Annotated in this window: 23 protein-coding genes; 8 read left to right on the top strand and 15 right to left on the bottom strand. The window is 72.8% G+C overall.

The features are described 5' to 3' along the window. Positions 1 to 14: 14 nt before the first annotated feature. Positions 15 to 356: a DOPA 4,5-dioxygenase family protein gene (locus DOO78_RS14365; RefSeq protein ID WP_111470547.1), complete on the bottom strand. Its 342-nt coding sequence runs from the start codon at positions 354 to 356 to the stop codon at positions 15 to 17. A 44-nt stretch (positions 357 to 400) separates the two neighbouring features. Beyond that, on the bottom strand, positions 401 to 1,264 hold the full coding sequence (locus tag DOO78_RS14360) for a transglutaminase-like domain-containing protein (RefSeq protein WP_111470546.1): 864 nt from the start codon (positions 1,262 to 1,264) through the stop codon (positions 401 to 403). A 431-nt stretch (positions 1,265 to 1,695) separates the two neighbouring features. Here DOO78_RS14360 and aqpZ point away from each other — a divergent pair, with 431 nt between their 5' ends. Both aqpZ and DOO78_RS14350 read left to right on the top strand, forming a co-directional pair. Next, positions 1,696 to 2,481: an aquaporin Z gene (gene aqpZ, locus DOO78_RS14355; RefSeq protein ID WP_243634551.1), complete on the top strand. Its 786-nt coding sequence runs from the start codon at positions 1,696 to 1,698 to the stop codon at positions 2,479 to 2,481. Continuing rightward, on the top strand, positions 2,481 to 2,915 hold the full coding sequence (locus DOO78_RS14350; RefSeq protein ID WP_111470544.1) for a PsiF family protein: 435 nt from the start codon (positions 2,481 to 2,483) through the stop codon (positions 2,913 to 2,915). The genes aqpZ and DOO78_RS14350 overlap by 1 nt, the downstream gene beginning before the upstream one ends. Positions 2,916 to 2,961: 46 nt before the next feature. Here the strand turns inward: DOO78_RS14350 and DOO78_RS14345 are convergent, their stop codons facing one another. The 9 genes from DOO78_RS14345 to DOO78_RS14305 all read right to left on the bottom strand — a co-directional run bounded on the left by DOO78_RS14345 (position 2,962) and on the right by DOO78_RS14305 (position 11,415). Continuing rightward, positions 2,962 to 4,287: an LLM class flavin-dependent oxidoreductase gene (locus DOO78_RS14345; protein ID WP_111470543.1), complete on the bottom strand. Its 1,326-nt coding sequence runs from the start codon at positions 4,285 to 4,287 to the stop codon at positions 2,962 to 2,964. Positions 4,288 to 4,407: 120 nt separating this feature from the next. Then, positions 4,408 to 5,016, bottom strand: coding sequence for a glutathione S-transferase family protein (locus tag DOO78_RS14340; RefSeq protein WP_243634550.1), 609 nt, complete (start codon positions 5,014 to 5,016; stop codon positions 4,408 to 4,410). A 7-nt stretch (positions 5,017 to 5,023) separates the two neighbouring features. Beyond that, on the bottom strand, positions 5,024 to 6,010 hold the full coding sequence (locus DOO78_RS14335) for a hydroxyacid dehydrogenase (protein WP_165838898.1): 987 nt from the start codon (positions 6,008 to 6,010) through the stop codon (positions 5,024 to 5,026). 178 nt (positions 6,011 to 6,188) lie between these two features. Then, complete coding sequence (locus DOO78_RS14330; RefSeq protein WP_111470541.1) at positions 6,189 to 6,581, bottom strand: hypothetical protein; 393 nt, start codon at positions 6,579 to 6,581, stop codon at positions 6,189 to 6,191. 161 nt (positions 6,582 to 6,742) lie between these two features. Continuing rightward, positions 6,743 to 7,399 carry an ABC transporter ATP-binding protein gene (locus DOO78_RS14325; protein ID WP_111470540.1) on the bottom strand — a complete coding sequence of 219 codons (657 nt, stop codon included), beginning with the start codon at positions 7,397 to 7,399 and terminating at the stop codon, positions 6,743 to 6,745. Beyond that, positions 7,392 to 8,153: an ABC transporter ATP-binding protein gene (locus DOO78_RS14320; RefSeq protein ID WP_111470539.1), complete on the bottom strand. Its 762-nt coding sequence runs from the start codon at positions 8,151 to 8,153 to the stop codon at positions 7,392 to 7,394. Before DOO78_RS14320 ends, DOO78_RS14325 begins: the two co-directional genes overlap by 8 nt. Then, a complete protein-coding gene (locus DOO78_RS14315; RefSeq protein ID WP_111470538.1) occupies positions 8,150 to 9,118 on the bottom strand; it encodes a branched-chain amino acid ABC transporter permease in 969 nt (322 codons plus the stop codon). Before DOO78_RS14315 ends, DOO78_RS14320 begins: the two co-directional genes overlap by 4 nt. Continuing rightward, positions 9,115 to 10,050, bottom strand: a complete 936-nt coding sequence (locus tag DOO78_RS14310) for a branched-chain amino acid ABC transporter permease (RefSeq protein WP_111470537.1) — start codon at positions 10,048 to 10,050, stop codon at positions 9,115 to 9,117. Before DOO78_RS14310 ends, DOO78_RS14315 begins: the two co-directional genes overlap by 4 nt. Positions 10,051 to 10,098: 48 nt before the next feature. Continuing rightward, a complete protein-coding gene (locus DOO78_RS14305; protein WP_243634549.1) occupies positions 10,099 to 11,415 on the bottom strand; it encodes an ABC transporter substrate-binding protein in 1,317 nt (438 codons plus the stop codon). Between the two features lie 203 nt (positions 11,416 to 11,618). On the opposite strand from DOO78_RS14305, the gene pdxY reads away from it, so the two are divergent. Beyond that, positions 11,619 to 12,467, top strand: coding sequence for a pyridoxal kinase PdxY (gene pdxY / locus DOO78_RS14300; protein WP_111470536.1), 849 nt, complete (start codon positions 11,619 to 11,621; stop codon positions 12,465 to 12,467). 98 nt (positions 12,468 to 12,565) lie between these two features. Here pdxY and DOO78_RS14295 read toward each other — a convergent pair whose 3' ends face one another. Further along, positions 12,566 to 13,060, bottom strand: coding sequence for a hypothetical protein (locus DOO78_RS14295; RefSeq protein ID WP_111470535.1), 495 nt, complete (start codon positions 13,058 to 13,060; stop codon positions 12,566 to 12,568). A 102-nt stretch (positions 13,061 to 13,162) separates the two neighbouring features. Here DOO78_RS14295 and DOO78_RS14290 point away from each other — a divergent pair, with 102 nt between their 5' ends. Further along, complete coding sequence (locus DOO78_RS14290; protein WP_111470534.1) at positions 13,163 to 14,191, top strand: amino acid ABC transporter substrate-binding protein; 1,029 nt, start codon at positions 13,163 to 13,165, stop codon at positions 14,189 to 14,191. Positions 14,192 to 14,217: 26 nt separating this feature from the next. On the opposite strand, the gene DOO78_RS14285 is transcribed toward DOO78_RS14290, so the two are convergent. Further along, on the bottom strand, positions 14,218 to 14,454 hold the full coding sequence (locus DOO78_RS14285) for a hypothetical protein (protein WP_111470533.1): 237 nt from the start codon (positions 14,452 to 14,454) through the stop codon (positions 14,218 to 14,220). Positions 14,455 to 14,545: 91 nt separating this feature from the next. Beyond that, on the bottom strand, positions 14,546 to 15,484 hold the full coding sequence (locus DOO78_RS14280) for an AEC family transporter (RefSeq protein ID WP_111470532.1): 939 nt from the start codon (positions 15,482 to 15,484) through the stop codon (positions 14,546 to 14,548). Between the two features lie 95 nt (positions 15,485 to 15,579). On the opposite strand from DOO78_RS14280, the gene DOO78_RS14275 reads away from it, so the two are divergent. The 4 genes from DOO78_RS14275 (at position 15,580) to DOO78_RS14260 (ending at position 20,787) form a co-directional block, all read left to right on the top strand. Next, the gene (locus DOO78_RS14275) at positions 15,580 to 16,647 is read left to right on the top strand and encodes an LLM class flavin-dependent oxidoreductase (RefSeq protein WP_111470531.1); all 1,068 of its coding nucleotides are present in this window, start codon (positions 15,580 to 15,582) and stop codon (positions 16,645 to 16,647) included. 106 nt (positions 16,648 to 16,753) lie between these two features. Then, a complete protein-coding gene (locus tag DOO78_RS14270) occupies positions 16,754 to 17,740 on the top strand; it encodes a TAXI family TRAP transporter solute-binding subunit (protein ID WP_165838897.1) in 987 nt (328 codons plus the stop codon). A gap of 99 nt (positions 17,741 to 17,839) precedes the next feature. Further along, positions 17,840 to 19,738: a TRAP transporter permease gene (locus DOO78_RS14265; protein WP_111470529.1), complete on the top strand. Its 1,899-nt coding sequence runs from the start codon at positions 17,840 to 17,842 to the stop codon at positions 19,736 to 19,738. Positions 19,739 to 19,755: 17 nt separating this feature from the next. Continuing rightward, positions 19,756 to 20,787, top strand: coding sequence for an amino acid ABC transporter substrate-binding protein (locus tag DOO78_RS14260; RefSeq protein ID WP_111470528.1), 1,032 nt, complete (start codon positions 19,756 to 19,758; stop codon positions 20,785 to 20,787). A 158-nt stretch (positions 20,788 to 20,945) separates the two neighbouring features. Here the strand turns inward: DOO78_RS14260 and DOO78_RS14255 are convergent, their stop codons facing one another. Further along, positions 20,946 to 21,722 carry an SDR family NAD(P)-dependent oxidoreductase gene (locus DOO78_RS14255; protein WP_111470672.1) on the bottom strand — a complete coding sequence of 259 codons (777 nt, stop codon included), beginning with the start codon at positions 21,720 to 21,722 and terminating at the stop codon, positions 20,946 to 20,948. Positions 21,723 to 21,842 lie beyond the last annotated feature (120 nt).

The following is a 21,842-nucleotide window of genomic DNA, read 5'->3' as shown; positions in this document are numbered from 1 at the left end:
TACGCGGGCAACGGCTATTCGGGCAGCAGCTCGGCCTTGAGGGGCAGGGGGGTGCCGAGCCAGAGGGCGTGGCGGGTGTGGTCCGCCCGCTGCCGGCCGGTCTCGGGATGCAGCAGCACCGACAGCCCCTGCCGGTTCAGGGCCAGCCAGGGCACCAGCGCGGCAAAGAGGCTGGGCGGGAAGGCGACCTGGTACATCGCCGCCGTATGCGGCCCGACCGGCACGTCGTGCCACCGCCCCAGGATGGCGTCGGGAAAGGCCCCGGCGATCCCCGCCCGCACCGCCTCCGCGGCCGGCCGGGTCGCGGCGGGGTCGTAGTAGACATGGGCGTGCCAGCCGGCGATGGGCGTCTGCATCCGGCGAGCCTCCGCCCCCGCGCGGGGGGCGGTCAAGCCATCCTTCAGGCCGCGGCGGCGGCGATCCGCGGCGCCTGGTGCGCGAAGCCGCCGACCACCTCGTCGGTATGGACCTCGAAGCGGGTGAGGATCGCCGTGCCGAAGCTCGTCGTCAGCGCGCAGTCGGTGGCGTCCCGGCCGCGGGCCATGACGATGCGGCCGATGCGCCGCTTGTTGTGCCGCGCATCGAAGGTGTACCAGCGGCCGCCCTCCGGCCCCTGCAGGTAGACCTCGAACCAGGCGGAGAAGTCCATCGGCGCCGGGTCCTTCGGCACGCCGATATCGCCGAGATAGCCGGTGGCGTAGCGCGCCGGGATGTTCATGCAGCGGCAGAAGGCGATCGCCAGATGCGCGAAATCCCGGCAGACGCCGACCTGTTGCCAGTAGCCCTCGGAGGCGGACCGGGTGGCGTCGGCGAGCTGGTAGTCGAAGCGCAGGCGGTTGTGCACGAAGTCGACGATGGCCTGCACCCGGCCCCAGCCTTCCGGCGCCGTGCCGAACAGGTTCCAGGCGATCTGCGACAGCTTGTCGGTGTCGCAGTAGCGGGAGCCGAGCAGGAAAGGCAGCACCTCGTCCGGCAGCTCCGCAGGCGGGATCTGGCGGGCCTCGGGCGCAGCCTCGTCGAGCAGGCCGCTATCCTCGATGAGGAAGTCGGCCGAGATGGTCAGCGGGCCGCCGGGCGCCACGATGCGCGTCATGGTGTTGCCGAAGGCGTCGAGATGCTGCGTGGCCGGCACCGGCGGGTCGAAGGCGATGACATCGGAGCTGCGCAGGTCGCCCCGCCGCTCCGGCCGGACGCTCAGCAGCAGGCTCATCGGCGTCGGGCCGTTGGTTTCGAAGGACAGGGTGTAGCCGGTGCGGATGTACATCGCGGGGTATCCGGAACGAGTGCTGCGGAGCGGGGCCGCACAACGCCGGCCCAGGAGCGTGGTTTCCGGCGGCGGTCCCGTTGCCCGCTGCGGTGCCAGGCACGGCCGACGGGCGAAGGAGCAGGCGCCTGTAGCTGAAAGCGGAGGCAAAGTATAGCCGACAGGTGCGAATCGATGCAGTCAGGCGGGCCTTCGACCGAAAGATTGGCATTCGTGGTCGCCGCTGGCGGGTAGTGCCGAAAGAAGAAGCAATCCCAGGGTGTGGCATCGGACCAGTCTGCGGGGCAGAGGACGCGATCCAGCCGATGCCCAGGCATTCTCTGCTGATTCGACACATTCCCGCGACGCCCGAACCACGAACGCAACTCGCAGTACACTCCGCGCCGACGTTGGGGTGCCGGAGGGGCGGCCCCTCGTGGAGGGTAAGTTTGGTGTCTCGAAAGCTCGCAGCGGAATTCCTCGGCACGCTCTGGCTCGTGCTTGGCGGTTGTGGCAGCGCCGTCCTGGCTGCCACCTTCCCGCAGGTCGGCATCGGCCTCGTCGGCGTGTCACTGGCTTTCGGCCTCACCGTCCTGACCATGGCCTTCGCCATCGGCCACATCTCCGGCTGCCACCTCAACCCGGCCGTCACCTGCGGGCTCGTCGCCGCCGGCCGCTTCAAGGCCGGCGAGGCGCTGCCCTACATCGTCGCCCAGGTCGTCGGCGCCGTGGTCGGCGCCTTCCTGCTCTACAGCATCGCCTCCGGTCAGCCGGGCTGGGACATCGCGGTGAAGGGGCTGGCGGCGAACGGCTTCGGCGAGGCCTCGCCGGGCAAGTTTGCGTTCGGCGCCGGCTTCGTCACCGAGGTGGTGATGACCTTCTTCTTCCTGCTGATCATCCTCGGCAGCACCTCGGAGCGGGCGCCGAAGGGCTTCGCGCCGATCGCCATCGGTCTCGGCCTGACGCTGATCCACCTGATCAGCATCCCGGTCACCAACACCAGCGTGAACCCGGCGCGCAGCACCGGCCCGGCCCTGGTCGTCGGCGGCATCGCGCTGCAGCAGCTCTGGATGTTCTGGGTGGCCCCGATCATCGGCGCCGTGATCAGCGGCCTGGTGCATCGCTGGCTGAGCACCGAAGGGCCGCTCGACGTGCTCGACCGCGCCGCGGCGGAGGCCGCCGCCCGCTCGGCGACGCCGGAAGCCCTGGCGCCCGCCACGGCGCGGGAGCCGCGCTGATGCGCCGGCGCCTCGCCCCGGGGCTCGCCCTGCTGGCGGCCCTTGCGACGTCCACCGCCTGGGCCCCGGCTACGCAGGCCCAAGGCACGCAGGCCCAGGGGACTCAGGCCCAGGGCACGCAGGCCCAAGGGGGCGCGGCGCCGCTCACCGCGCAGCAGGAACGGATGAAGAGCTGCAACAGCGAAGCCGGCGCGAAAAGCCTCGCCGGCGACGCCCGCCAGGGCTTCATGCGCGACTGCCTGGCCGGCCGCACCGCGGCGGCGCCGGCCCAGCCGGCGCTGACGGCGCAGCAGGAGCGGATGAAGAGCTGCAACGCCGAGGCGGCGGGCCGCAAGCTGGGCGGCGATGCGCGGCAGCGCTTCATGAGCAGCTGCCTCAGCGGCAGCACCGCGACCGGCGCCACCGGGGCGGCGGCGCCCGCCACCCGGAATTGAGCCACCCGGACTGAGGGACGGATGCCGGGGCCGCGTGGCCCCGGCGTCAATCCGGAAAGAAGCGATTCCCGGGCCTCGGCAGGCCCAGATGCTCGCGCAGGGTCCTGCCTTCATAGGCGCGCCGGAACAGGCCGCGCCGCTGCAACTCCGGCACCACGCGGTCGACGAACTCCTCCAGCCCGGCGGGCAGGAAGGGGAACATCACGTTGAAGCCGTCGCAGGCCTCGCTCTCCAGCCAGAGCTGCATCTGGTCGGCGATCATCGCCGGCGTGCCGAGCATGGCGAGCCCGCCATAGCCGCCGAGGCGCTGGGCGAGCTGGCGCACGGTCAGCCCCTCGCGCCGTGCCAGGGCGATGGCCCGCTCGCGGCCGCTCTTGCTCTGGTTGGTCTCGGGGATCTCCGGCAGGGGTGCATCCGGGTCGAAGCGGGAGGCATCGACGCCGAGCGCGACCGAGAGCGAGGCGACGGCACTCTCGTAATGCACCAGGCCGTCGAGCCGGGCCCGCTTCGCCTGCGCCTCCTCCAGGCTGTCGCCGACGACGACGAAGCAGCCGGGCAGGATCTTCAGGTGGTCGCGGTCGCGGCCGAGCCGATCCATCCGGCCCTTCACGTCGGCATAGAAGGCGCGGGCCTCCTCGATGGTGGCCGAGGCGCCGAAGACCGCCTCGGCCGTCTCGGCCGCGATCTGCCGCCCCGCCTCCGAGGCGCCGGCCTGCACGATGACCGGCCAGCCCTGCACCGGCCGGGCGATGTTGAGCGGGCCGCGCACCGACAGCTCCGGCCCCTTGTGCCCGAGCACATGCATCCGCGCCGGGTCGAAGAAGATGCCGCTCCCGACATCGCGGAGGAAGGCGTCGTCGGCGAAGCTGTCCCAGAGGCCGGTGACGACGTCGTAGAATTCCCGGGCCCGCTTGTAGCGCTCGCCATGCGCCATATGCGCGTCATGGCCGAAATTGAGCGCGGCGTCCGGATTGGCGGTGGTGACGAGGTTCCAGCCGGCCCGGCCGCCGCTGATATGGTCGAGCGAGGCGAATTTCCGGGCGATGTGATAGGGGTCGTTGTAGGTCGTGCTGGCGGTGGCGATCAGGCCGATCCGCTCCGTCACCATTGCCAGCGCCGAGAGCAGGGTCAGCGGCTCGAAGGAGGTGATGGTGTGGCTGCGCCGCAGCGCCTCGGGCGGCATGTTCAGCACCGCCATGTGGTCGGCCATGAAGAAGGCGTCGAAGCAGCCTTCTTCCAGCTTCCGGATCAGCCGGACATAAGCGTTCAGGTTGAAATTCGCATCCGGCCACGCGCCGGGATAGCGCCAGGCGCCGGTATGGATGGAGATCGGGCGCATGAAGGCGCCGAGATGCAGCTGCTTCGCGGGCATGCGGGCTCTCCGCCGGTTGCGGCGAGCCTAGCGCAGCGGGGTCCCGCGGGAGCAACTCCTCCCGCGAATACCCCCCATGCCCGGACCGGATGAAGCGGGGCGCGGTCGGCGCCCGTTGCCTCAGGCGGCGGGCTGCGAGCCGGCCATGGAGGGCCGCTGGGCGAAGCGCTCGAACCAGGCGGCGAGCTGCGGCCGGCCCTGCCGCCAGCCGAGATCGCCGAAGCGGAAATCCAGCCAGCCCAGGGTGCAGCCGATGGTGATGGTGCCGATATCGACCCGCTCGCCGAAGCCGGCGGCGCGCGTCTCGAGCTCGGCCAGGCCGCAGGCGATCTTGTCCATCTGGCCGGCGCGCCAGGCCTCGGACTGCTTTTCCGGCGGCCGGACCACGCCCTCGTAGCGCAGCAGGATGCCGGCATCGAGCATGCCGTCGCCGAGGCTCTGTTCCGTCAACGCCCGCCAGCGGGCCGGGCCGGCGGCGGGGAAGAGGCGGCCACCGCCCGCCTGGCTGTCGAGATACTCGCAGATGACGCGGCTGTCGAAGAGCGCCGTGCCGTCCTCGAGGATCAGCGTCGGCACCTTGCCGAGCGGGTTGAGGGGAATGATCGTCTTGTCCCGGTCGATCGGATGCGCGGCGCTCGGCAGGCGCTCCAGCGCGATGCCGAGCTCGGCGGCGCAGACCGTCACCTTGCGGACGAAGGGCGAGGCTGCGGAATGGAACAGCTTCATCATCGGCTCCTCAGCGGCGCTGGTCTTGGGGGCGGGCGAGCTCGGCATTCACCATGAAGGCCGGGTCGCGGCGGCCATCCAGCACGTCGAGGATGTTCTGCGCCGCCTGCCGCGCCATGCGGGCGAGGCCCTCCTCGGTGCTGGCGGCGTTGTGCGGGCTGATGACGAGGTTCGGCAGGGCGAAGAGCGGGTTGCCGGCATCCGACGGCTCGACCTCCAGCACGTCGAGCCCGGCGCCGTGCAGCCGGCCGCTTTGCAAGGCCGCGACCAGGGCGGGTTGCGAGACGATCGGGCCGCGCGCCGTGTTCACCAGGATGGCGCCGGGCTTCAGCGCCGCGAAGGCGGCCTCGTCCATCAGGTGCCGCGTCGCCGGGCTCAGCGGGCAATGCAGCGTCACCACATCCGCCTGCGCCAGGCCCTGATGCAGGTCGCGGACCGGCACGAAGCCATCCGCCGCGATGCGGGCGGGATGGAAGCCGGGATCCATCACCATCACTCGCATGTGGAAGGCGCGGCAGTAATTCGCCACGCGGCTGCCGATGCGGCCATAGCCGACGACCAGCACGCTGCGGCCGGCGAGATCGACCATGCGGGGATCGGGCCCGTCCCACCAGCCACCGCCGCGCACATGACGGTCGTGGTCGAGGGCGCGTCGCGCGACGGCGAGCAGCAGCATCATGGCGTGCTCGGCGACCGAGAGGTCGTTGGCGCCGTTCGTCACCATCACCGGGATGTCGCGCTCGGTGCAGGCGGGGATGTCGACGGTGTCGAAGCCGACGCCGTAGCGCGAGACGACCTTCAGCCGCGGCGCCGCCGCCAGCGCGGCGCGGTCCACGCGCTCCAGCCAGCAGAGCGCGGCATCGGCCGAGGAGAGGTGCTGGTGGAATTGCTCGACCGGCGGATCGTGCAGCGCGACGATCTCGAGATCGGGGCGCGCCTGCAGCACGGCCATGCCGGCCGGGTGCAGGGTGCGGCACAACAGGACGCGGTGCGGCATGACCGGATCTTTCCCCCTCTGGCGTTGCGGCATGGTGGCGGTAAACCCGCCGGGCGCGAAGGGGGGCTGGCACGTGATCGCCCGAGGGGGACTCACCGAAGGCGTGAATCACACGACCAATCAGCGCGCTGGACCATGGTCCAGGGCGCTTCCCCTGAACACCGGTTCAGGATCTGCCCTAGCGGCGACGATGGCCGCCGCCGCGGAGGCCGCCGGGCCAGCCGCGATGGGCCCAGCCCGGCGGGCTGCGATGGGCCCAGCCCGGCGGGCTGCGATGGGCCCAGACCGGCGGGCTGCGATGGCCGCGCCACCAGGGGCCGCGGCTGAAGCCGAGCCCGATTCCGAAGGACGGCCCCCACCAGCCGCCCGGCCCCCAGGGGTCATAGGCCCAGCCGGCCGGACCATAGCCGGGCCCATAGACGGGCCAGTCCGCAAGCGGGATCCAGGGCGGCTCCTGCGGACCCCAGGGCGGCCCATGCGCCCATTCATGCGTGGCGAGCAGCGCCGGGTCGGGCTGCGGCGGCGAGGGGCGGGGCGTGCAGGCGGCGAGCGCGAGCAGCGTGGCGATCAAGGCCGTCCGCCGGCATCCCCTGCACCGCATCGCCGCTTCCTCGCGCGTCTCTGTTGCATATGGGCGACGGGACGGGCGGCGACAGCCGGCCCGGCCATCAGCTCCGCTCGATCCCGGGGCACCCGGAGCAGGGGGGGAAGGCGCGCCGCCGGCCGCCGGGCTCAGCCGGCGGTGATCTCGCCGCGCTCGATGACGAAGGTCCGCTCGACCAGCGGCCGCAGCAGCTCCGGATTGCTCTCGGTGATCAGGATGGCGACGTCCGGCAGCGCCTCGTGCAGGCGCCGCAGCGCCTCGGCGTAGCGCAGCGCGAGGGCGGGGGCGAGGCCCTGGAAAGGCTCGTCCAGCAGCACCGCCCTGGTCCCGACCATCAGCGCCCGGCCGAGCGCCACCATCTTGCCCTGGCCGCCCGAGAGGCCCGCGGCGCGGCGCCCGGCGAGGTCCTTCAGCTCCGGCAGCAGGGCAAAGACGGCCTCGAGCCGCCGCGCCACCTCGGCCGGGGCGAGGCCGAGCACCTGTGCCGGCAGCAGCATGTTCTCGCGCACCGAGAAGCTGCCGAAGAGCCGCCGTTCCTCCGGCGCATAGCCGATGCCGAGCCGGGCGCGGCGATGCGCCGGCACGGCGGTGGTGTCCTGGCCATCGGTCACCACCCGGCCGGCGCGGACCGGCAGCAGGCCCATCAGGGTGCGGAGCGTGGTCGTCTTGCCGGCGCCGTTGCGGCCGATCAGCGCCACCCGGCCGCCGGGCGGGACGGCGAGATGCACGGCGCGCAGCACCGGCACGCCGGCGATGTCGACCGAGACGTCGTGCAGCTCAAGCATGGTGGGCGGGCTCGATGCCGATGACGTCGCGCAGCACCGCCGGGTCGTTCAGCACCTGCTGCGGCGGGCCGAGGGCGGCGATGCGGCCCTGGTTCCAGACGGCGACGCGGTCGGCGAAGCGCTCCACCACCTCCATGTCGTGCTCGACGAAGACCGCCGTCACCTTCGCCTCCCGCAGCACCCGCACCAGGGTCTCGACCACGCTCATCTTCTCGGCGGCGGCGACGCCGCTGGTCGGCTCGTCCATCAGGATCAGGCGCGGCTGCAGCGCGACGGCCATGGCGATGTCGGCGAGCTTCCGCGCCCCCTCGTTCAGCGCGTCGGCGCGCGCCTCGGCCAGCGGCGCGAGGCCGAAGCGCTCCAGCACCGCCATCGCCTCCGCGCGCCAGGCGGGGCGCAGCAGCGGCGTGAGCGGCGACCACAGGCCGGAGCGGGCGGCGATGGCGAGCGCGGCGTTCTCCAGCACCGTATGCTCGGCGAAGAGCTGCGGCAGCTGGAAGCTGCGGCCGATGCCGCGCCGGACGATGGCGCGCGGCGCGAGGCCGAGGATGGGCTCGCCGTCATAGGCGATGCTGCCGCCCTGCGGCTTCAGGTAGCCGGTCGTCATGTTGATGAAGGTGGTCTTGCCGGCGCCGTTCGGGCCGATGATGGCGAGGAACTCGCCCGGCATGACGTCGAGATCGATGCCGTCCGCCGCCTTGACGCCCCCGAAGGCGAGGCGGAGGCCGCGGGCGGAGAGCAGCGGGCCGCTCATGGCCGCCGCCCCAGCCGCCCGGCCAGCATCCCCCAGAGCCCGCCCGGGGCGAAGAGGATGACGAGCAGCAGCACGGCGCCGAGGATCATCTGCCAGGCATCGGCGACCGCCGCCGCGGCATAGACCCGCACCAGCTCGAAGGCGGCGGCGCCGAGGAAGGGGCCGAGGGCACTGCCGGCGCCGCCGAGGACGGCGATGAAGACCAGCTCGCCCGAGGAGGTCCAGTAGGCGAGCTGCGGCGTCACGTGCCGCGAGGTCATCGCCACCAGCGTGCCGGCGACGCCGCCCATGACGGCCGACAGGACATAGGCCGCGAGCAGCACCCGCCGCGCCGAGACGCCCATGAACTCGAGCCGCGTCTCGCGCGTCTTGATGCCGGCCAGCGCCCGTCCCATGGGCGAGCCGAGATAGGCCCGCACCAGCAGGCCGAAGAGGATGGCGAGGCCGAGGGCGAGGCCGAACATCACCCATTCCTGGGTCGCCAGATCCGGCGTGATGCCGGCGAAGCGGAGCCCGGAGACGCGGATGCCGTCGGTGCCCTTGGTCAGGCTGTAGAGCTTCTCCAGCAGGCTGTAGAGCACCATGGAGAGGGCGAGGTTCAGCATGCCGAAGAAGATGTCGCGGTAGCGCACCACGAAGAGGCCGATGACGAGGCCGAACAGCCCGGCGATGGCGGCGCCGAGCGGCAGCAGCAGCAGCGCCTCGGGCAGGGCGGGCGCCAGGAAGGCGACGGTGTAGGCGCCGATGGCGAGGAACATGCTGTGGCCGAAGCTCACCTGCCCGGCGCGCAGCAGCAGCAGGATGCCGAGCACGGCGATGCCCTTCGCCAGCGCCACGGTGAGGATGAATTTCAGCCAGGGCACGGCCCAGGCGGCGAGGATGACGGCGGCGATGCCGAGCAGGGCGAGCAGAGCCTCGCCGATCGGCGCCACCCGGCGCGCCGGTGCGGTGACGGTGCCGCTCATACCCGCCGGGTCTCCAGCACGCCGAACAGCCCCTGCGGCCGCACCAGCAGCACCGCCACCATGATCAGATAGGGCACCACCACCTCGAATTCCGGCGCCAGGTAGACGGCGATGGAGCGGCCGAGGCCGATCATCAGCGCCGAGATCGCCGCGCCCTCGATCTGCCCGAGGCCCGCCGTCGCTACCACGGCGAAGGAGAGCACGATGGTCTGCGCCCCGATGCCCGGCACCAGCGAGGTGGTGGGCGAGGCCAGCGCCCCGCCGAGCGCGGCCAGCGCGGCGCCGAAGGTGAAGGTCAGCAGCGTCACCTTCGCCGCGTCGATGCCCATGGCCATCGCCGCCTCCTTGTCGGTGGTGACGGCGACGATGACCCGCCCGGTGAGCGTCCGGCGGAGGAACCAGGCAAGGCCCACCAGCGTCGCCAGCGCCACGCCGGGCAGGAGGAAGAGCTGATAGGCGGTGAAGGGGATGGTGTCCTCGCCGAAGGGCACCTCGACCGTCCCCAGCAGCTTCATCGGCGCGTCCTGCAGGATCGGCTGCACGCCCCAGACCAGCTTCTGCACGTCCTCGAGGATCATGAAGAGGGCGAAGGTGACGAGGAGCTGCAGCACCTCCTCCTGGCCGTAGATGCGGCGCAGCACCAGCCGCTCGATCAGCGGCCCGAGCAGGCCGCCGACCAGGGCCGCCGCCACCACCAGCGCCGCGAAGCCGAAGGCCGGCGGCAGGCCGAGCGAGGCGAGAAACAGGCCGAGCGAGGCCGCGGCATAGGCGCCGATGGCGAAGAGGCTGCCATGCGCCACGTTGACGATGCGCAGCACGCCGAAGACGAGGTTGAGCCCGACGGCCACCATGAAGATCAGCGCCGCATTGGCGAGACCATCCAGCAGGGCCAGCCCGATCAGCAGCCCGTTCTCTGAGAACCACGCGCCCATGCAGCAGACCTAAACGAAGGAAGGGAGGGGCGCCGGCGGCGCCCCGGCTCAGCCCGCGATCGGCGCCGGCATCTGGTCCAGGATCTCCGGCTTCAGCGATTTCAGCCAGGGCACGCTCTTCTGCCCGACCGGCGTCGAGACCATGGCGGCGGGGAAGATCACCATGTCCTTCGGCACCGCGAAGGCGAATTTGTCGGTGAAGGTCGAGAGGCCGACGATCTGGTCCTCCAGCCCCTGGCCGTCCTCGCGCAGCGTGATGCTCGAGGTCGGGCTGTCGAAGGTCAGGCCGCGGAAGGCGTTCGCCAGCTCCTGGTCATTCGGCCAACCGCCGCCCTTGGCCGCGACGGCGCGGGCGATGCCGGCCTGCATGGCGGCGATCGCCTGCGCCATATGGTGGCAGGGGTAGATCGGGTACTCGTTGTACTTCGCCCGGTAGGTGTCGACGAAGCGCTTGAAGCGCGCCGGGTCCTTCGGCTTCGGGTGGTTGTTCCAGTGGTCGCCGCGGGCGCCGATGACATGGCCCTGCGGCATCGCCTTGCCGAGCTGCTGCAGCGAGGCCTCGGCCACCGGCAGGACGAAGGTCGAGCGCTCGAACAGCTTCCGCTCGGAGGCCTGGCGGATCAGCGTCACCAGCTCGCCGCCCCAGGAGGTGGAGAGGATGACGTCCGGGCGCAGCGCCAGCAGGCGGGTGATCTCGGTGCTGAAATCGGTGCTGTTGAAGCGCGGGAAGAGCTCGGCCAGCACCCGCACGCCGGGCTTCAGCGCGTCCATCCCGGCCTTCCACAGCTCCCAGGAATCGCGGCCCCAGGCATAGTCCTGGTTGATGACGGCGATGCTGCGGAACTCCGGCTTGTGCTTCAGCAGGTAGAGCAGCGGCGCCAGCACCTCCGGCGTGCCGTAGCCCTGGGTGCGGAAGGCGAAGGGGTGCGGGCCCTCCTCGAAGATGCGCTGCGTGCCGCAGTCCCAGAGCAGCGTGGTCTTCTTCATCTCGTCCGAGAGCGGCGTGCAGGCGAGGCAGGAGCCGGAGGAGATGGAGGCGAAGACGATGTGCACGCCCTCGTTCTGCACCAGCCGGCGGTACTCGCCGACGAGGTGATCCGTGCCGGGCCCCTCATCGACGTAGAAGGCGCGCACCGGGATGCCGGCGATGCCGCCCGCCTTGTTGATCTCCTCGAAGAGCAGGTCGGCCGCCTGCCGCGCCGGCACGCCAAAGACCGAGGCCGGGCCGGAGAGGAAGGTGGTGATGCCGACGCGCAGCTCGGTGGGCTTCTGCTGCGCCCCGGCCTGGCCGCCGGCGAAGAGCAGGCTGCCCGAGGTGGCGGCGGCGCCGAGCATGGCGGCGCGGCGGCTGAGGGCGAGGGTCATCGAGGCGGGTCCTCCCTGGAGGGCCGGTTGCGGTCCGGTTCGTGGCCGCACCATGCCTGTCGGCGCGCGGCCTGGAAAGGGGCGGCTGGCATCGGGCGTCCCGCCGGCCCCGGGCTGGGCCCGTGGCGCTGCCCCCTGGAGGCCGGGCCTTCCCGCCTCTCCGGGTGGTTCCAGCCCTGCGGGACCTGTCCTAGGCTGCGGGCGTGAACATCCTCTCGATCCAGTCCTGGGTCGCCTATGGCCATGTCGGCAATGCCAGCGCCGTCTTCCCGCTGCAGCGGCTCGGCGCCGAGGTCTGGGCGATCCACACCGTGCAGTTCTCCAACCACACCGGCTACGGCGCCTGGCGCGGCCAGGTGATGCCGCCGGCGCTGATCGGCGAGTGCGTCGAGGGCATCGCCGAGCGCGGCGTGCTGGCGGGCTGCGATGCCGTGCTGACCGGCTATGTCGGCGATGCCGCGACGGGGGCGGCGATCCTCGACTCGGTGGCGCGGGTGAAGGCCGCCAATCCCGCCGCGCTCTGGTGCTGCGACCCGGTGATCGGCGATGTCGGGCGCGGCGTCTTCGTCCGGCCGGGGATCCCGGAATTCTTCCGCGACCGGGCCCTGGGGCTCGCCGATATCGTCACCCCCAACCAGTTCGAGCTGGAATGGCTGACCGGCGCGCCCGTCGCCACCCTGGCCGAGGCGAAGGCGGCCGTCGCCGCCCTGCAGGCCGGGGGGCCGCGCTGCGTCCTCGTCACCTCGCTCCGCACCGCCGAGACGCCGCCGGAAGCGCTCGACCTGCTGGCGGCCGAGGGCGAGGCGGCCTGGCGCGTGCGCACGCCGCTGCTGCCGATCTCGGTCAACGGCGCCGGCGATGCGATCGCCGCGCTCTTCCTCTTCCACCGGCTGCGCTCGGGCAGCGCCCGGGTGGCGCTGGAACAGGCCGCGGCCGCGATCCATGGGCTGCTGCGGCGCACGGCGGCGGCGGGCTCGCGCGAGCTGCTGACCGTCGCGGCGCAGGAGGAGTTCGTCGCGCCCTCCGAGGTCTTCCCGGCCGAGCCCTGCTAGAGCAGATCCCGATCGGGCAGAATCACCTGATCGGGTGCTTCATGCTTTGGGCGAGGGCACGTCCAGCGATCACGCCCTGGCGGCGGCCGCCGCGGCGGTCAGCCCGGCCGGAAGCCCTCCAGCACGCGGGCGAGCTCGGGCTCCAGCGCCGGCCATTCGCCCGCCGGGGCCGAGGCGACGAGCAGCCAGCTCCGCTCGCGGCCGAAGAGGCAGATCGCCCGCACCCGGACCGGCGCGCCGCTCGGCTGGCCGGTGGCCGGCGCCTCGATCACCTGGCCCGGCAGGCCCGCCAGGCGGATCTCCCCCTCGGCCGGCAGGCGGGCGAAGTGGAAGGGCCGCAGCCCGGGCAGCAGCCGCCCGAGATGCCCCGGCCGGGCGGCGGGCGGCACCGGGCGCTGGGCGCGGATCAGGATCATCGCGGTCTCCGCCGCATCGGCCGGCGCGGCGCTGTCGCGCAGCACCGTCCAGCCGAGCGCCCGGGTGACCACGCGCATCCGGCCCGTCTCGGGCAGCGAGAAGCGGGCCTGGGCGAGCGCCCCGGCGGGCAGCCCGAGCAGCGGCAGCAACAGCAGGACCGGCAGCAGGCGGCGCATGCAGCCGAGGTGTGGCCCCGCGGGCGCCGCTGCAAGCCCGGCCCGGCTTGTGGCCCGCCGCCCGGTGCCAGCATCATCGCCCACCCTGCCGGGACACATGCCATGCCGAAGCCGCTTCTCGCCGCGCTTGCCCTCCTCCTCGCCCTCAGCCCGGGGCTGCGGGCGGAGCCGCAGGCGCCGGGCCCGACCCTCGCCGCGGTGAAGCAGCGCGGGGTGCTGACCTGCGGCACCTCGACCGGCGCGGCCGGCTTCTCGCTGCCGGACAGCCGCGGCGAGTATCGCGGCCTCGACACCGACCTCTGCCGCGCCCTGGCCGCCGCCGTGCTCGGCGACCCGGCGAAGATCCGCTGGATGCCGCTGACCAGCAGCGCCCGGCTGCCGGCCCTGCAATCCGGCCAGGTGGACGTGCTGATCCGCACCACCACCTGGACCCAGGCGCGCGACACCGCCACCGGGCTGAACTTCACCGCGGTCAATTTCTACGACGGTCAGGGCTTCATGCTGCGGAAATCCCTTGGCGTCGCCAAGGCGACCGACCTGCAGGGCGCCTCGATCTGCGTCGTCGCGGGCAGCACCAACGAGCTGAACCTCACCGACTGGGCGCGGCTGCACCACGTGGATTACCGCCCCGTCGTCTTCGAGCAGAACGACGAGGCCCGCCGCAGCTACCTCGCCGGCCGCTGCGACGCCTATTCCACCGATGCCAGCCAGCTCGCCGGGTTGCGGTCCAGCTTCCCCAACCCGGAGGAGCACGTGATCCTGCCGGAGATCATCAGCAAGGAGCCGCATGCGCCGGTGGTGCGGCAGGGCGACGACCAGTGGTTCGACATCGTCCGCTGGACCTTCTTCGCGCTGCTGACCGCCGAGGAGCTGGGCGTCACCCAGGCGAATGTCGAGGCCGAGCGCAAGAGCGCCAATCCGGAGGTGCGGCGGCTGCTCGGCCTCACCGGCGACCATGGCGCGCTGATGGGGCTGGAGCCGGGCTGGGCGGCGAACGCCATCAAGGCGGTCGGCAATTACGGCGAGATCTTCGAGCGCAACCTCGGCCTGGCCAGCCCGGTGGGGCTGCCGCGCGGGCTGAACGCGCTCTGGACCAAGGGCGGGCTGATGTATGCGCCGCCCATCCGCTGAGCGATCGGGCGGGGCAGGGGCGGCCGTCAGCCCAGATGGTCCAGGAAGCTGTCATCCGGCACCCGGTAGCGCTCCGGGTTGGGATGCGGGTCCGACAGCCAGGCCGGGCGCGTGGCAGGGGGCTCGCGCAGCCGCGGCGGGCCGACGCCGAAGGCCGGCAGCGCATCCCCGGCGCTGGCAGCCGTGGGGACCACCTCGCCGCAGGCGCCGAGGACGGGAAGCAGGGCCACGAGGGCCACCAGGATCGCGCTTCGGCCTGTCATGCCTTCTCCGCCTACCGAGCGTGGGGCCCGCCACGCAAGTGACGGTGCAGCGAACGCCCCGCCCAAGCGGCCCCGTTCCCCGGCGCCATCGTTATGGAACCGGCGCGGCCGGGGTGAGCAGCCAGGCCGTGGCCGGGAAGGCCACGGAGGCGATGACGGTCGAGAGCAGCACCACCGCCGAGACCGCCTCCGCCCCGGTATGGAAGCGCTGCGCGAGGACGAAGGCGTTCGTCGCGGTCGGCATCGCCGCCAGCAGCACGCCCGTCCGCACCCAGAAGGCCTCGAGCCCGAGCAGGGGCCCGAGCAGCACCCAGACCAGCAGGGGATAGGCAAGAAGCTTGCCACAGACCGCGGAGGCGGCGGTCACGAACAACCGGCGGTCGAGGCTGAGGCGTCCCAGCACGCCGCCGAGGGCGAAGAGCGCGGTCGGCCCGGCGCTCGCGCCGAGGAAGGCGAGGAAGCGGTCCACCGGGGCGGGCAGGGGCAGGCCGAGGGCGCCGAGCGCCGCGCCGCCGGCGATGGCGAGCAGCACCGGGTTGAGCAGCAGCGAGCGCAGCACGCGGCGCATCACCCCCCGCTCGCCCATCGGCGCCATCAGCACGCTGCCGAGCGCGATGACGATGGCGACCTCCGACATGATCGCCATGGCGACCGGGCCGGCGGCGCGCTCGCCCATCAGCGGCAGCAGGAGGGGCGGGCCGAGATAGCCGACATTGCCCATGGCGGCGGCCGCGGCGATGGCCGCCGCCTGGCCGCGGCGCCGCCCGGCGAGCGCCATGGCGCCGAGCATGACGCCGGCGAAGACCAGCAGGCAGGCGCCGAGATAGCCGCCGAAGAAGCGGATCTCGAAGCTCTCGGCCAGCGGCTGCGCCGCCATCAGCCGCAGCAGCATGGCCGGCAGGGCGAAGCTGAAGGCGAAGCTCCCGACCGCGTCGGCGACTGCCGGCGTGATGGCGCCGCGGCGCAGGGCGACCCAGCCCAGGCCGACCACGGCGAAGATCGGCAGGCAGAGCGAGAGGAAGCCGAGCACGGGCCCAGCATAGCCGCTGCCGGCGTCGCCGCCAGCTTGCCGCCGCGGCCCGGGCGCGCTTGGCTGGCGCCGATGCCCAAAAGGGAGGAAGGGTCATGGAATTCGGGATCGCCATGCCGACCGATGCCGAGAGCTGGCGGCTGGCGGAACGCGCCGAGGCGCTCGGCTTCCGCTCCGCCTGGTTCTACGACACCCAGATGCTGAGCGCGGATTGCTTCGTCGCCATGGGCGCGGCGGCGATGAAGACCCGCCGCATCCGCCTCGGCACCGGGGTGCTGATCCCCTCGAACCGCATCGCCGCGGTCACCGCCAACGCCTTCGCCACGCTGAACAAGCTGGCGCCGGGGCGGGTGGATATGGGCCTCGGCACCGGCTTCACCGGGCGGCGGGCCATGGGGCTCGGCGCGATGAAGCTGAAGGAGTTCGAGGAGTATATCCACGTCATGCTGGCGCTGATCGCCGGCGAGACGGTGGAGACCGAGATCGAGGGGCAGCGGCGGAAGATCCGGCTGCTGAACCCCGATCTCGGCCTGATCGACACGCGGACGCCGATGCGCCTGCACCTGGCCGCCGCCGGGCCGCGGGCGCGGGCCCTCACCGCGCGACTCGGGGCGGGCTGGATCAACTTCTTCTCCGACGTGCCGGCCGCCGTCGCCATGCTCGGCGAGATGCGCGGGGCCTGGCAGGCATCGGGCCAGCCCGGCGCGCTGGAGGCCACGGCCTTCGTCCTCGGCTGCGTGCTGGAGGAGGGCGAGCCCTATGACAGCCCGCGCGCCATCGCCCAGGCCGGGCCGCGCGCCGCGGTGATGCTGCACCGGGCGGCGGACGAGGCGCTCTCCGGCCTGCCCAACATCTCGCCGGTGCCGGAGAGCTGCCGCGCCGCGGTCGAGGGCTATGTCGCGGCGGCCCGCGGCTTCGAGCCGAAGGACGCGCCCTGGCTCGAGAACCACCGCGGCCACCTCATGTTCCTCAAGGAGGAGGAGCGGCCCTTCGTCACCGCCGACCTCATCCGGCTCAGCAGCTTCACCGCCACCGAGGCGGAGCTGAAGCGCCGGATCGGCGACCTGCGCGATGCCGGCTACACCGAGTTCACGGTGCAGATCGTGCCCGGGCAGGAGCACGCCATCGAGGATTGGGGCCGGATCATGCGCGCCTTCCGCTGAGCGGCGCCCCTCCGCCGGACGGGCGACCGATCCGCGGCCCGGCCGGTTGCCGGCCGCGGGCTGGCGCCGCATCATTCCTTCCCGTGACACCGGGAGACCCTGGCCGATGAGGCATCTCTGGACGCGCCGCGTCCTCGCGGGCGGCCTGCTCGCCGCCCCCTTCCTGCGGCGCGCGCAGGCGCAGCAGAGCCTGGAATGGGTCGCCGGCTCGCTCGGCGGCGGCTGGTACACCATGGCGGCCGGGCTCTCGGCGCTGATCAAGGACGAGAATCCGGACATCCAGATCCGCGTCGTGCCCGGCGGCGGCCTCGCCAACGCGACGCGGGTGAACCGCAACCAGTCGCCCATGGGCTGGGGCATCGACGCCTTCGCCGCCGCCGCCCGCAAGGGCGAGGAGCCCTATGCCGAGCCGCATCTGGCGCTGCGCTGCCTCGGCAGCGGCTACTCGCCGACCGAGCACAATTTCCTCCGCCGCGCCGAGGGCGGGCCGGCCGACATGAAGGCGATCCTCACCCAGAAGGGGCTGAAGCTCGCCTGCCCGCAGCGCTCCTCGACCGACGAGATGACCCTGCGGCGCATCCTGAAATTCTACGGCACCAGCCCCGAGAGGATCCGCGCCGAGGGCGGCACCTACCTGAACGGCAGCTATGCCGATATCGGCGGCGCCTTCGCCGACGGGCAGGTGGACTACCTCTATGTCGCGCTCGCCCGCCCGGCCTCGCTGCTCACCGAGATCGCCCAGGGCCGGCGGGCCGCCACGCTGGTCGAGTTCCCGGCCGATCTGCGCCGGCACCTGATCGACCAGTACGCCTATGCCGAGGGCACCATCCCGGCCGGCACCTATCCCGGGCTGCAGGGCGGCGCGATCGGCGTCACCACCATGGACAGCGTCATCCTGGTGCATGAGAGCTTCGCCGAGGAGGCCGCCTACAAGATCACCCGCACCCTGATCCGCAACAAGGGCCAGCGCCTGACCGCCATCCATTCCAGCATGGGCGCCTGGGACCCGGCGACCTCCTGGAAGTACCAGGGGCTGCCGCTGCACCCCGGCGCCGCCCGCGCCTTCCGCGAGGGCGCCGGCATGCCGGCCTGAGCGCGGCGCAGCCGGGGGCGGGCCGGCGCCCGCCCCGATCGCCGCCGGCGCGGCGCAAGAAGACCATGCGGCCCCGCGACCCATGACTCAGGACCCCCGATGCGCGACCTGGCCGCACCCCTGAAACTCGCCGTCACCCTCTGGCTGGCCGCCGCGGCGGCGATCCATCTCTATTTCGGCGGCTTCGGCTTCCCCGAGCCGCTCACCACGCGCGGCTTCCACCTGCTGGTCTTCGTCCCGCCGCTCTTCCTGCTCTACCCGGCCCGGGCCGCCTCGCCGAAGGGGCGCCCGAGCCTGCCCGACTGGCTCTGGGCCGCCGCCGCCGCCGCGCCGCATGCCTGGGTGATGGCGCATTGGGCCGATGTCTCCGACCGCATGGAGTATGTCGATCCCTTCACGCCCACCATGGCGGTGCTGGCGGTGCTCGCCATCGTCACCCTGCTGGAGGCGACGCGCCGCGCGGTCGAGGTCGGCCTCGCCTGGATGGTGATCATCAGCCTCGCCTACATGCAGTGGGGCCACTGGCTGCCGGGCGTGCTGAACACCCGGCCCTTCACCCCGAACGAGATCCTCGAGGCCTCCTGGCTGGTGCCCTCGGCCGGCGGGGTCTACGGGCCGCTCACCGGCATCGTCGCCACCACCATCGCCGTCTTCATCATCTTCGGCGCCTTCATGCAGGGCAGCGGCACCGGCCGGCTGTTCAGCAACCTCGGCGCCGCCGTCGCCGGGCGCTTCACCGGCGGCCCGGCCAAGGTCGCGGTCATCACCTCCGGCCTGTTCGGCACGATGAGCGGCAGCAGCGTCTCCAACGTCATCACCACCGGCGCCATGACCATCCCGCTGATGGTCCGCATCGGCTACCGGCCGGCGATCGCCGGCGGGATCGAGAGCGCCGCCTCGGTCGGCGGCGCGCTGATGCCGCCGGTGATGGGCGCGGCCGCCTTCGTCATGGCCGAGATCACCGGCATCGCCTATGGCGACATCGTGGTGGCGGCGGCGATCGGCGCCGTCCTCTACTACTTCGCCATCCTGGTCGCGGTGCATGTCGAGGCGAAGAAGGCCGGCATGGCGCCGATGCCGGCGGCCGACATCCCGCCCTGGCGCGAGGTGGCGCAGGATGCGCACCTGATCCTGCCCGTGGCGCTGCTGGTCTGGCTGATGACGGAGCGCTGGAGCGGCAATTTCGCCGCCTTCTGGGCGACCATCGCCATGGTCGCCACCGCTGCGCTGCGCCGACGCAGCCGCATGGGGCCCCGCGCCATCCTGGAGAGCCTGGCCAATGCCGGGCTGACCATGGCGCCGCTCGCCGTCTCCATCGCCGGCGCCGGCATCGTCGTCTCGGCGCTGACCGCGACGGGGATGGTCGTGGCGCTCGGCGGCATCATCAAGGACCTGGCGGCGGGCAGCTTCCCGCTGCTGCTGGTGCTGCTGGCGGTGACGGTGCTGGTGCTCGGCATGGGGCTGCCGACCACGCCCTCCTACATCATCGCCGCGGCCATCGGCGTGCCGCAGATCCTCGAGCTCGGCTCGGCCGCGCTCGGCGTGCCGCAGGCGGCGCTGGTGCTGCCGGCGCATCTCTTCATCTTCTACTTCGCGGTGCTGGCGGATGCCTCGCCGCCCGTCGCGGCGGCGGCCTTCGCGGCGGCGGCGATCGCCCGCGCCAGCCCGCTCGTCACCAGCATGGAGGCGACGCGCTTCGGCATCGCCGGCTTCACCGTGGGCTTCGCCTTCCTCTACGACCCCGGGATCATGCTGCGCGGCGGCCTCGGCGCGGTGCTGGTGGCGACCGCGATCCAGGTGGTGGCGCTGACCGCGCTCTGCGCCGCCTATGCCGGCTTCCTGCTGCGGCCGATGGGCCCGGTGGCGCGGCTGCTGCTGGCGGCCGCGGGCTTCCTCGCGGCCTTCTACCACGGCGTGCCGGACCTGCTGCGCCTCGGCATCGGCGCCGGGGCGCTGCTGCTGCTGGGCGCCGGGCCGCTCCTGGCCGGGCGCCGATGACGAGGAGGAGGAGGCCGATGCGCCTGTTGCGAGGGGCCGGCCTGGTCCTGTCCCTGCTGGCCCCGGGCCTGGCGGCCGCGCAGCCGGCTGCGCCTGGCCCGACCCTCGCCGCGGTCCGGGCGCGCGGCGCGCTCTCCTGCGGCATCTCGACCGGCGATCCGGCCTGGAGCCAGCCGGACAGCCGCGGCGTCTGGCAGGGGATGGATGCCGATCTCTGCCGCGCCTTCGCCGCCGCGGTGCTCGGCAGCCCGGAGAAGCTGGTCTGGCAGCACCTGACCGGGCAGAACCGCTTCCCGGCCCTGGTGACGGGGCAGGTGGAGGTGCTGACCCGCACCACCACCTGGACCTTCCTCCGCGACGCCCAGCTCGGCCTCAATTTCACCGCGCCGAATTTCTACGACGGCCAGGGCTTCCTGGTGCGCGCCGACAGCGGCGTGACGGGCGCGAAGCAGCTCGACGGCGCCACCATCTGCTTCGTCTCGGCCAGCACGCATGAGCTGAACCTGCAGGACTGGAGCCGCAACACGGGCGTGCGCTTCACGCCGGTGATCTTCGCCGACAAGGACGAGGCGCGCCGCGCCTATGAGAGCGGCCGGTGCGACAGCTACACCGGCGATGCCAGCCAGCTCGCCGCCATCCGCGCCGCCTTCCCGGACGCCCGGGCGCACCGGCTGCTGCCCGACCGCATCAGCAAGGAGCCCTACGCGCCCGCGGTGAAGCAGGGCGACGACCAGTGGTTCGACATCATCCGCTACGTGGTCTACGGCCTCGTCGAGGCGGAGGAGCTCGGCATCACCCGCGAGAATGCCGGCAAGATGCTGGCCGAGAGCCCGAGCCCGGCGGTGCAGCGGTTGCTCGGCAAGACCGGCGAGCTGGGCCCGGCGCTCGGCCTCGACCGCGCCTGGATGCTGAACGCCATCAGGGCGGTGGGCAATTACGGCGAGATCTACGACCGGCATCTCGGCAAGGACAGCCCGGCGCAGCTGCCGCGTGGGCCGAACGACCTCTGGACCCGGGGCGGGCTGATGGTGGCGCCGCCGATGCGGTAGCTCCCCACGAAGCCGCTGCGCGTCTTCGCGGGGGCCCCGTGATTCGCTGCGGGTCGAGGATCCGTCACAGCCTGTCGCGGCGAAGCCGCGGCAGGGCAACGGGCAGCGACGGTTTCGACGGGCGCCTTGCGGGGGCCGGTCCGCTGGCCTGCGACGCGCTACAGGTTGCGCCGCGCCTGCCGCAGCGTCGGCAGGCCGATGCCGGCGGCGTCGAAGCCGCCATCGACGGCGATCTCCTGGCCGGTGAGGTAGCTCGCGCGCTCGCCGCAGAGGAAGACGATGACCTCCGCCAGCTCCTCCTCCAGCCCGTAGCGGGCGAGGGGGATGGCGTCGTGGTAATCGCGCCGGATCTCCGGCGTGTGCACCGCCTTGGCCATGGCGGTCTCGACCGGCCCCGGCGCCACGGCATTGACGCGGATGCCGAGCGCGGCGAGCTCCACCGCCTGCTGCCGCGTCAGATGCGCCAGCGCCGCCTTGCTGGTGCCGTAGGCGACGCGGAGCGTCGAGGCGCGCAGGCCGGAGATGGAGGTGACGTTCACCACCGCGCCGCCGCCGCCCTCCGCCATCAGCGGCGCGGCGGCCTGGGTGGCGAGGAAGGGGCCGGTCAGGTTCACCGCCAGCACGCGGTTCCATTCCTCGGGCGTCGTCTCCAGCAGCGGCTTGAACACCGCGGTGCCGGCATTGTTCACCAGCGCGTCCAGCCGGCCGAATCGCGCGGCGGCGCGCTGCACGGCGGGGAAGACCGCGCCGGGCTCGGCGACGTCGCAGGGCAGCGCAAGCACCCGGTCGGCCGCGCCGAGCCCGGCGGCCGCGGCCTCCAGCCCCGCCGCGTCGATATCGAGCAGCGCCACCCGCCAGCCCTCGGCGAGGAAGCGCCGCGCCGTGCCGAGGCCGATGCCGCGCGCGGCGCCGGTGACGAGGGCGACCTTCTGCATGCCGATCTCCAAGCCTTATACGAACGGCCGTTGCTGGTGACCCATCACCGGCCCCTCAGACGCCGGGCGCGAACCTCCGGTTCGCTTGTGTCTTTGGCGCTGGGATAGAGACTTGGGCGC

It is taken from the genome of Roseicella frigidaeris (genome assembly GCF_003258945.1).
Taxonomy (GTDB): domain Bacteria; phylum Pseudomonadota; class Alphaproteobacteria; order Acetobacterales; family Acetobacteraceae; genus Paracraurococcus; species Paracraurococcus frigidaeris.
Note: the sequence above shows the minus strand (reverse complement) of the source record. Positions and strands in the feature narration are given on the sequence as shown.

Coding starts and splice junctions, on each gene's coding strand:
- DOO78_RS14365 (WP_111470547.1), bottom strand. CDS start 356: ATGCAGACGCCCATCGCCGGCTGGCACGCCCATGTCTACTACGACCCC.
- DOO78_RS14360 (WP_111470546.1), bottom strand. CDS start 1,264: ATGTACATCCGCACCGGCTACACCCTGTCCTTCGAAACCAACGGCCCG.
- DOO78_RS14350 (WP_111470544.1), top strand. CDS start 2,481: ATGCGCCGGCGCCTCGCCCCGGGGCTCGCCCTGCTGGCGGCCCTTGCG.
- DOO78_RS14345 (WP_111470543.1), bottom strand. CDS start 4,287: ATGCCCGCGAAGCAGCTGCATCTCGGCGCCTTCATGCGCCCGATCTCC.
- DOO78_RS14340 (WP_243634550.1), bottom strand. CDS start 5,016: ATGATGAAGCTGTTCCATTCCGCAGCCTCGCCCTTCGTCCGCAAGGTG.
- DOO78_RS14335 (WP_165838898.1), bottom strand. CDS start 6,010: ATGCCGCACCGCGTCCTGTTGTGCCGCACCCTGCACCCGGCCGGCATG.
- DOO78_RS14325 (WP_111470540.1), bottom strand. CDS start 7,399: ATGCTTGAGCTGCACGACGTCTCGGTCGACATCGCCGGCGTGCCGGTG.
- DOO78_RS14320 (WP_111470539.1), bottom strand. CDS start 8,153: ATGAGCGGCCCGCTGCTCTCCGCCCGCGGCCTCCGCCTCGCCTTCGGG.
- DOO78_RS14315 (WP_111470538.1), bottom strand. CDS start 9,118: ATGAGCGGCACCGTCACCGCACCGGCGCGCCGGGTGGCGCCGATCGGC.
- DOO78_RS14310 (WP_111470537.1), bottom strand. CDS start 10,050: ATGGGCGCGTGGTTCTCAGAGAACGGGCTGCTGATCGGGCTGGCCCTG.
- DOO78_RS14305 (WP_243634549.1), bottom strand. CDS start 11,415: ATGACCCTCGCCCTCAGCCGCCGCGCCGCCATGCTCGGCGCCGCCGCC.
- DOO78_RS14295 (WP_111470535.1), bottom strand. CDS start 13,060: ATGCGCCGCCTGCTGCCGGTCCTGCTGTTGCTGCCGCTGCTCGGGCTG.
- DOO78_RS14290 (WP_111470534.1), top strand. CDS start 13,163: ATGCCGAAGCCGCTTCTCGCCGCGCTTGCCCTCCTCCTCGCCCTCAGC.
- DOO78_RS14285 (WP_111470533.1), bottom strand. CDS start 14,454: ATGACAGGCCGAAGCGCGATCCTGGTGGCCCTCGTGGCCCTGCTTCCC.
- DOO78_RS14275 (WP_111470531.1), top strand. CDS start 15,580: ATGGAATTCGGGATCGCCATGCCGACCGATGCCGAGAGCTGGCGGCTG.
- DOO78_RS14270 (WP_165838897.1), top strand. CDS start 16,754: ATGAGGCATCTCTGGACGCGCCGCGTCCTCGCGGGCGGCCTGCTCGCC.
- DOO78_RS14265 (WP_111470529.1), top strand. CDS start 17,840: ATGCGCGACCTGGCCGCACCCCTGAAACTCGCCGTCACCCTCTGGCTG.
- DOO78_RS14260 (WP_111470528.1), top strand. CDS start 19,756: ATGCGCCTGTTGCGAGGGGCCGGCCTGGTCCTGTCCCTGCTGGCCCCG.
- DOO78_RS14255 (WP_111470672.1), bottom strand. CDS start 21,722: ATGCAGAAGGTCGCCCTCGTCACCGGCGCCGCGCGCGGCATCGGCCTC.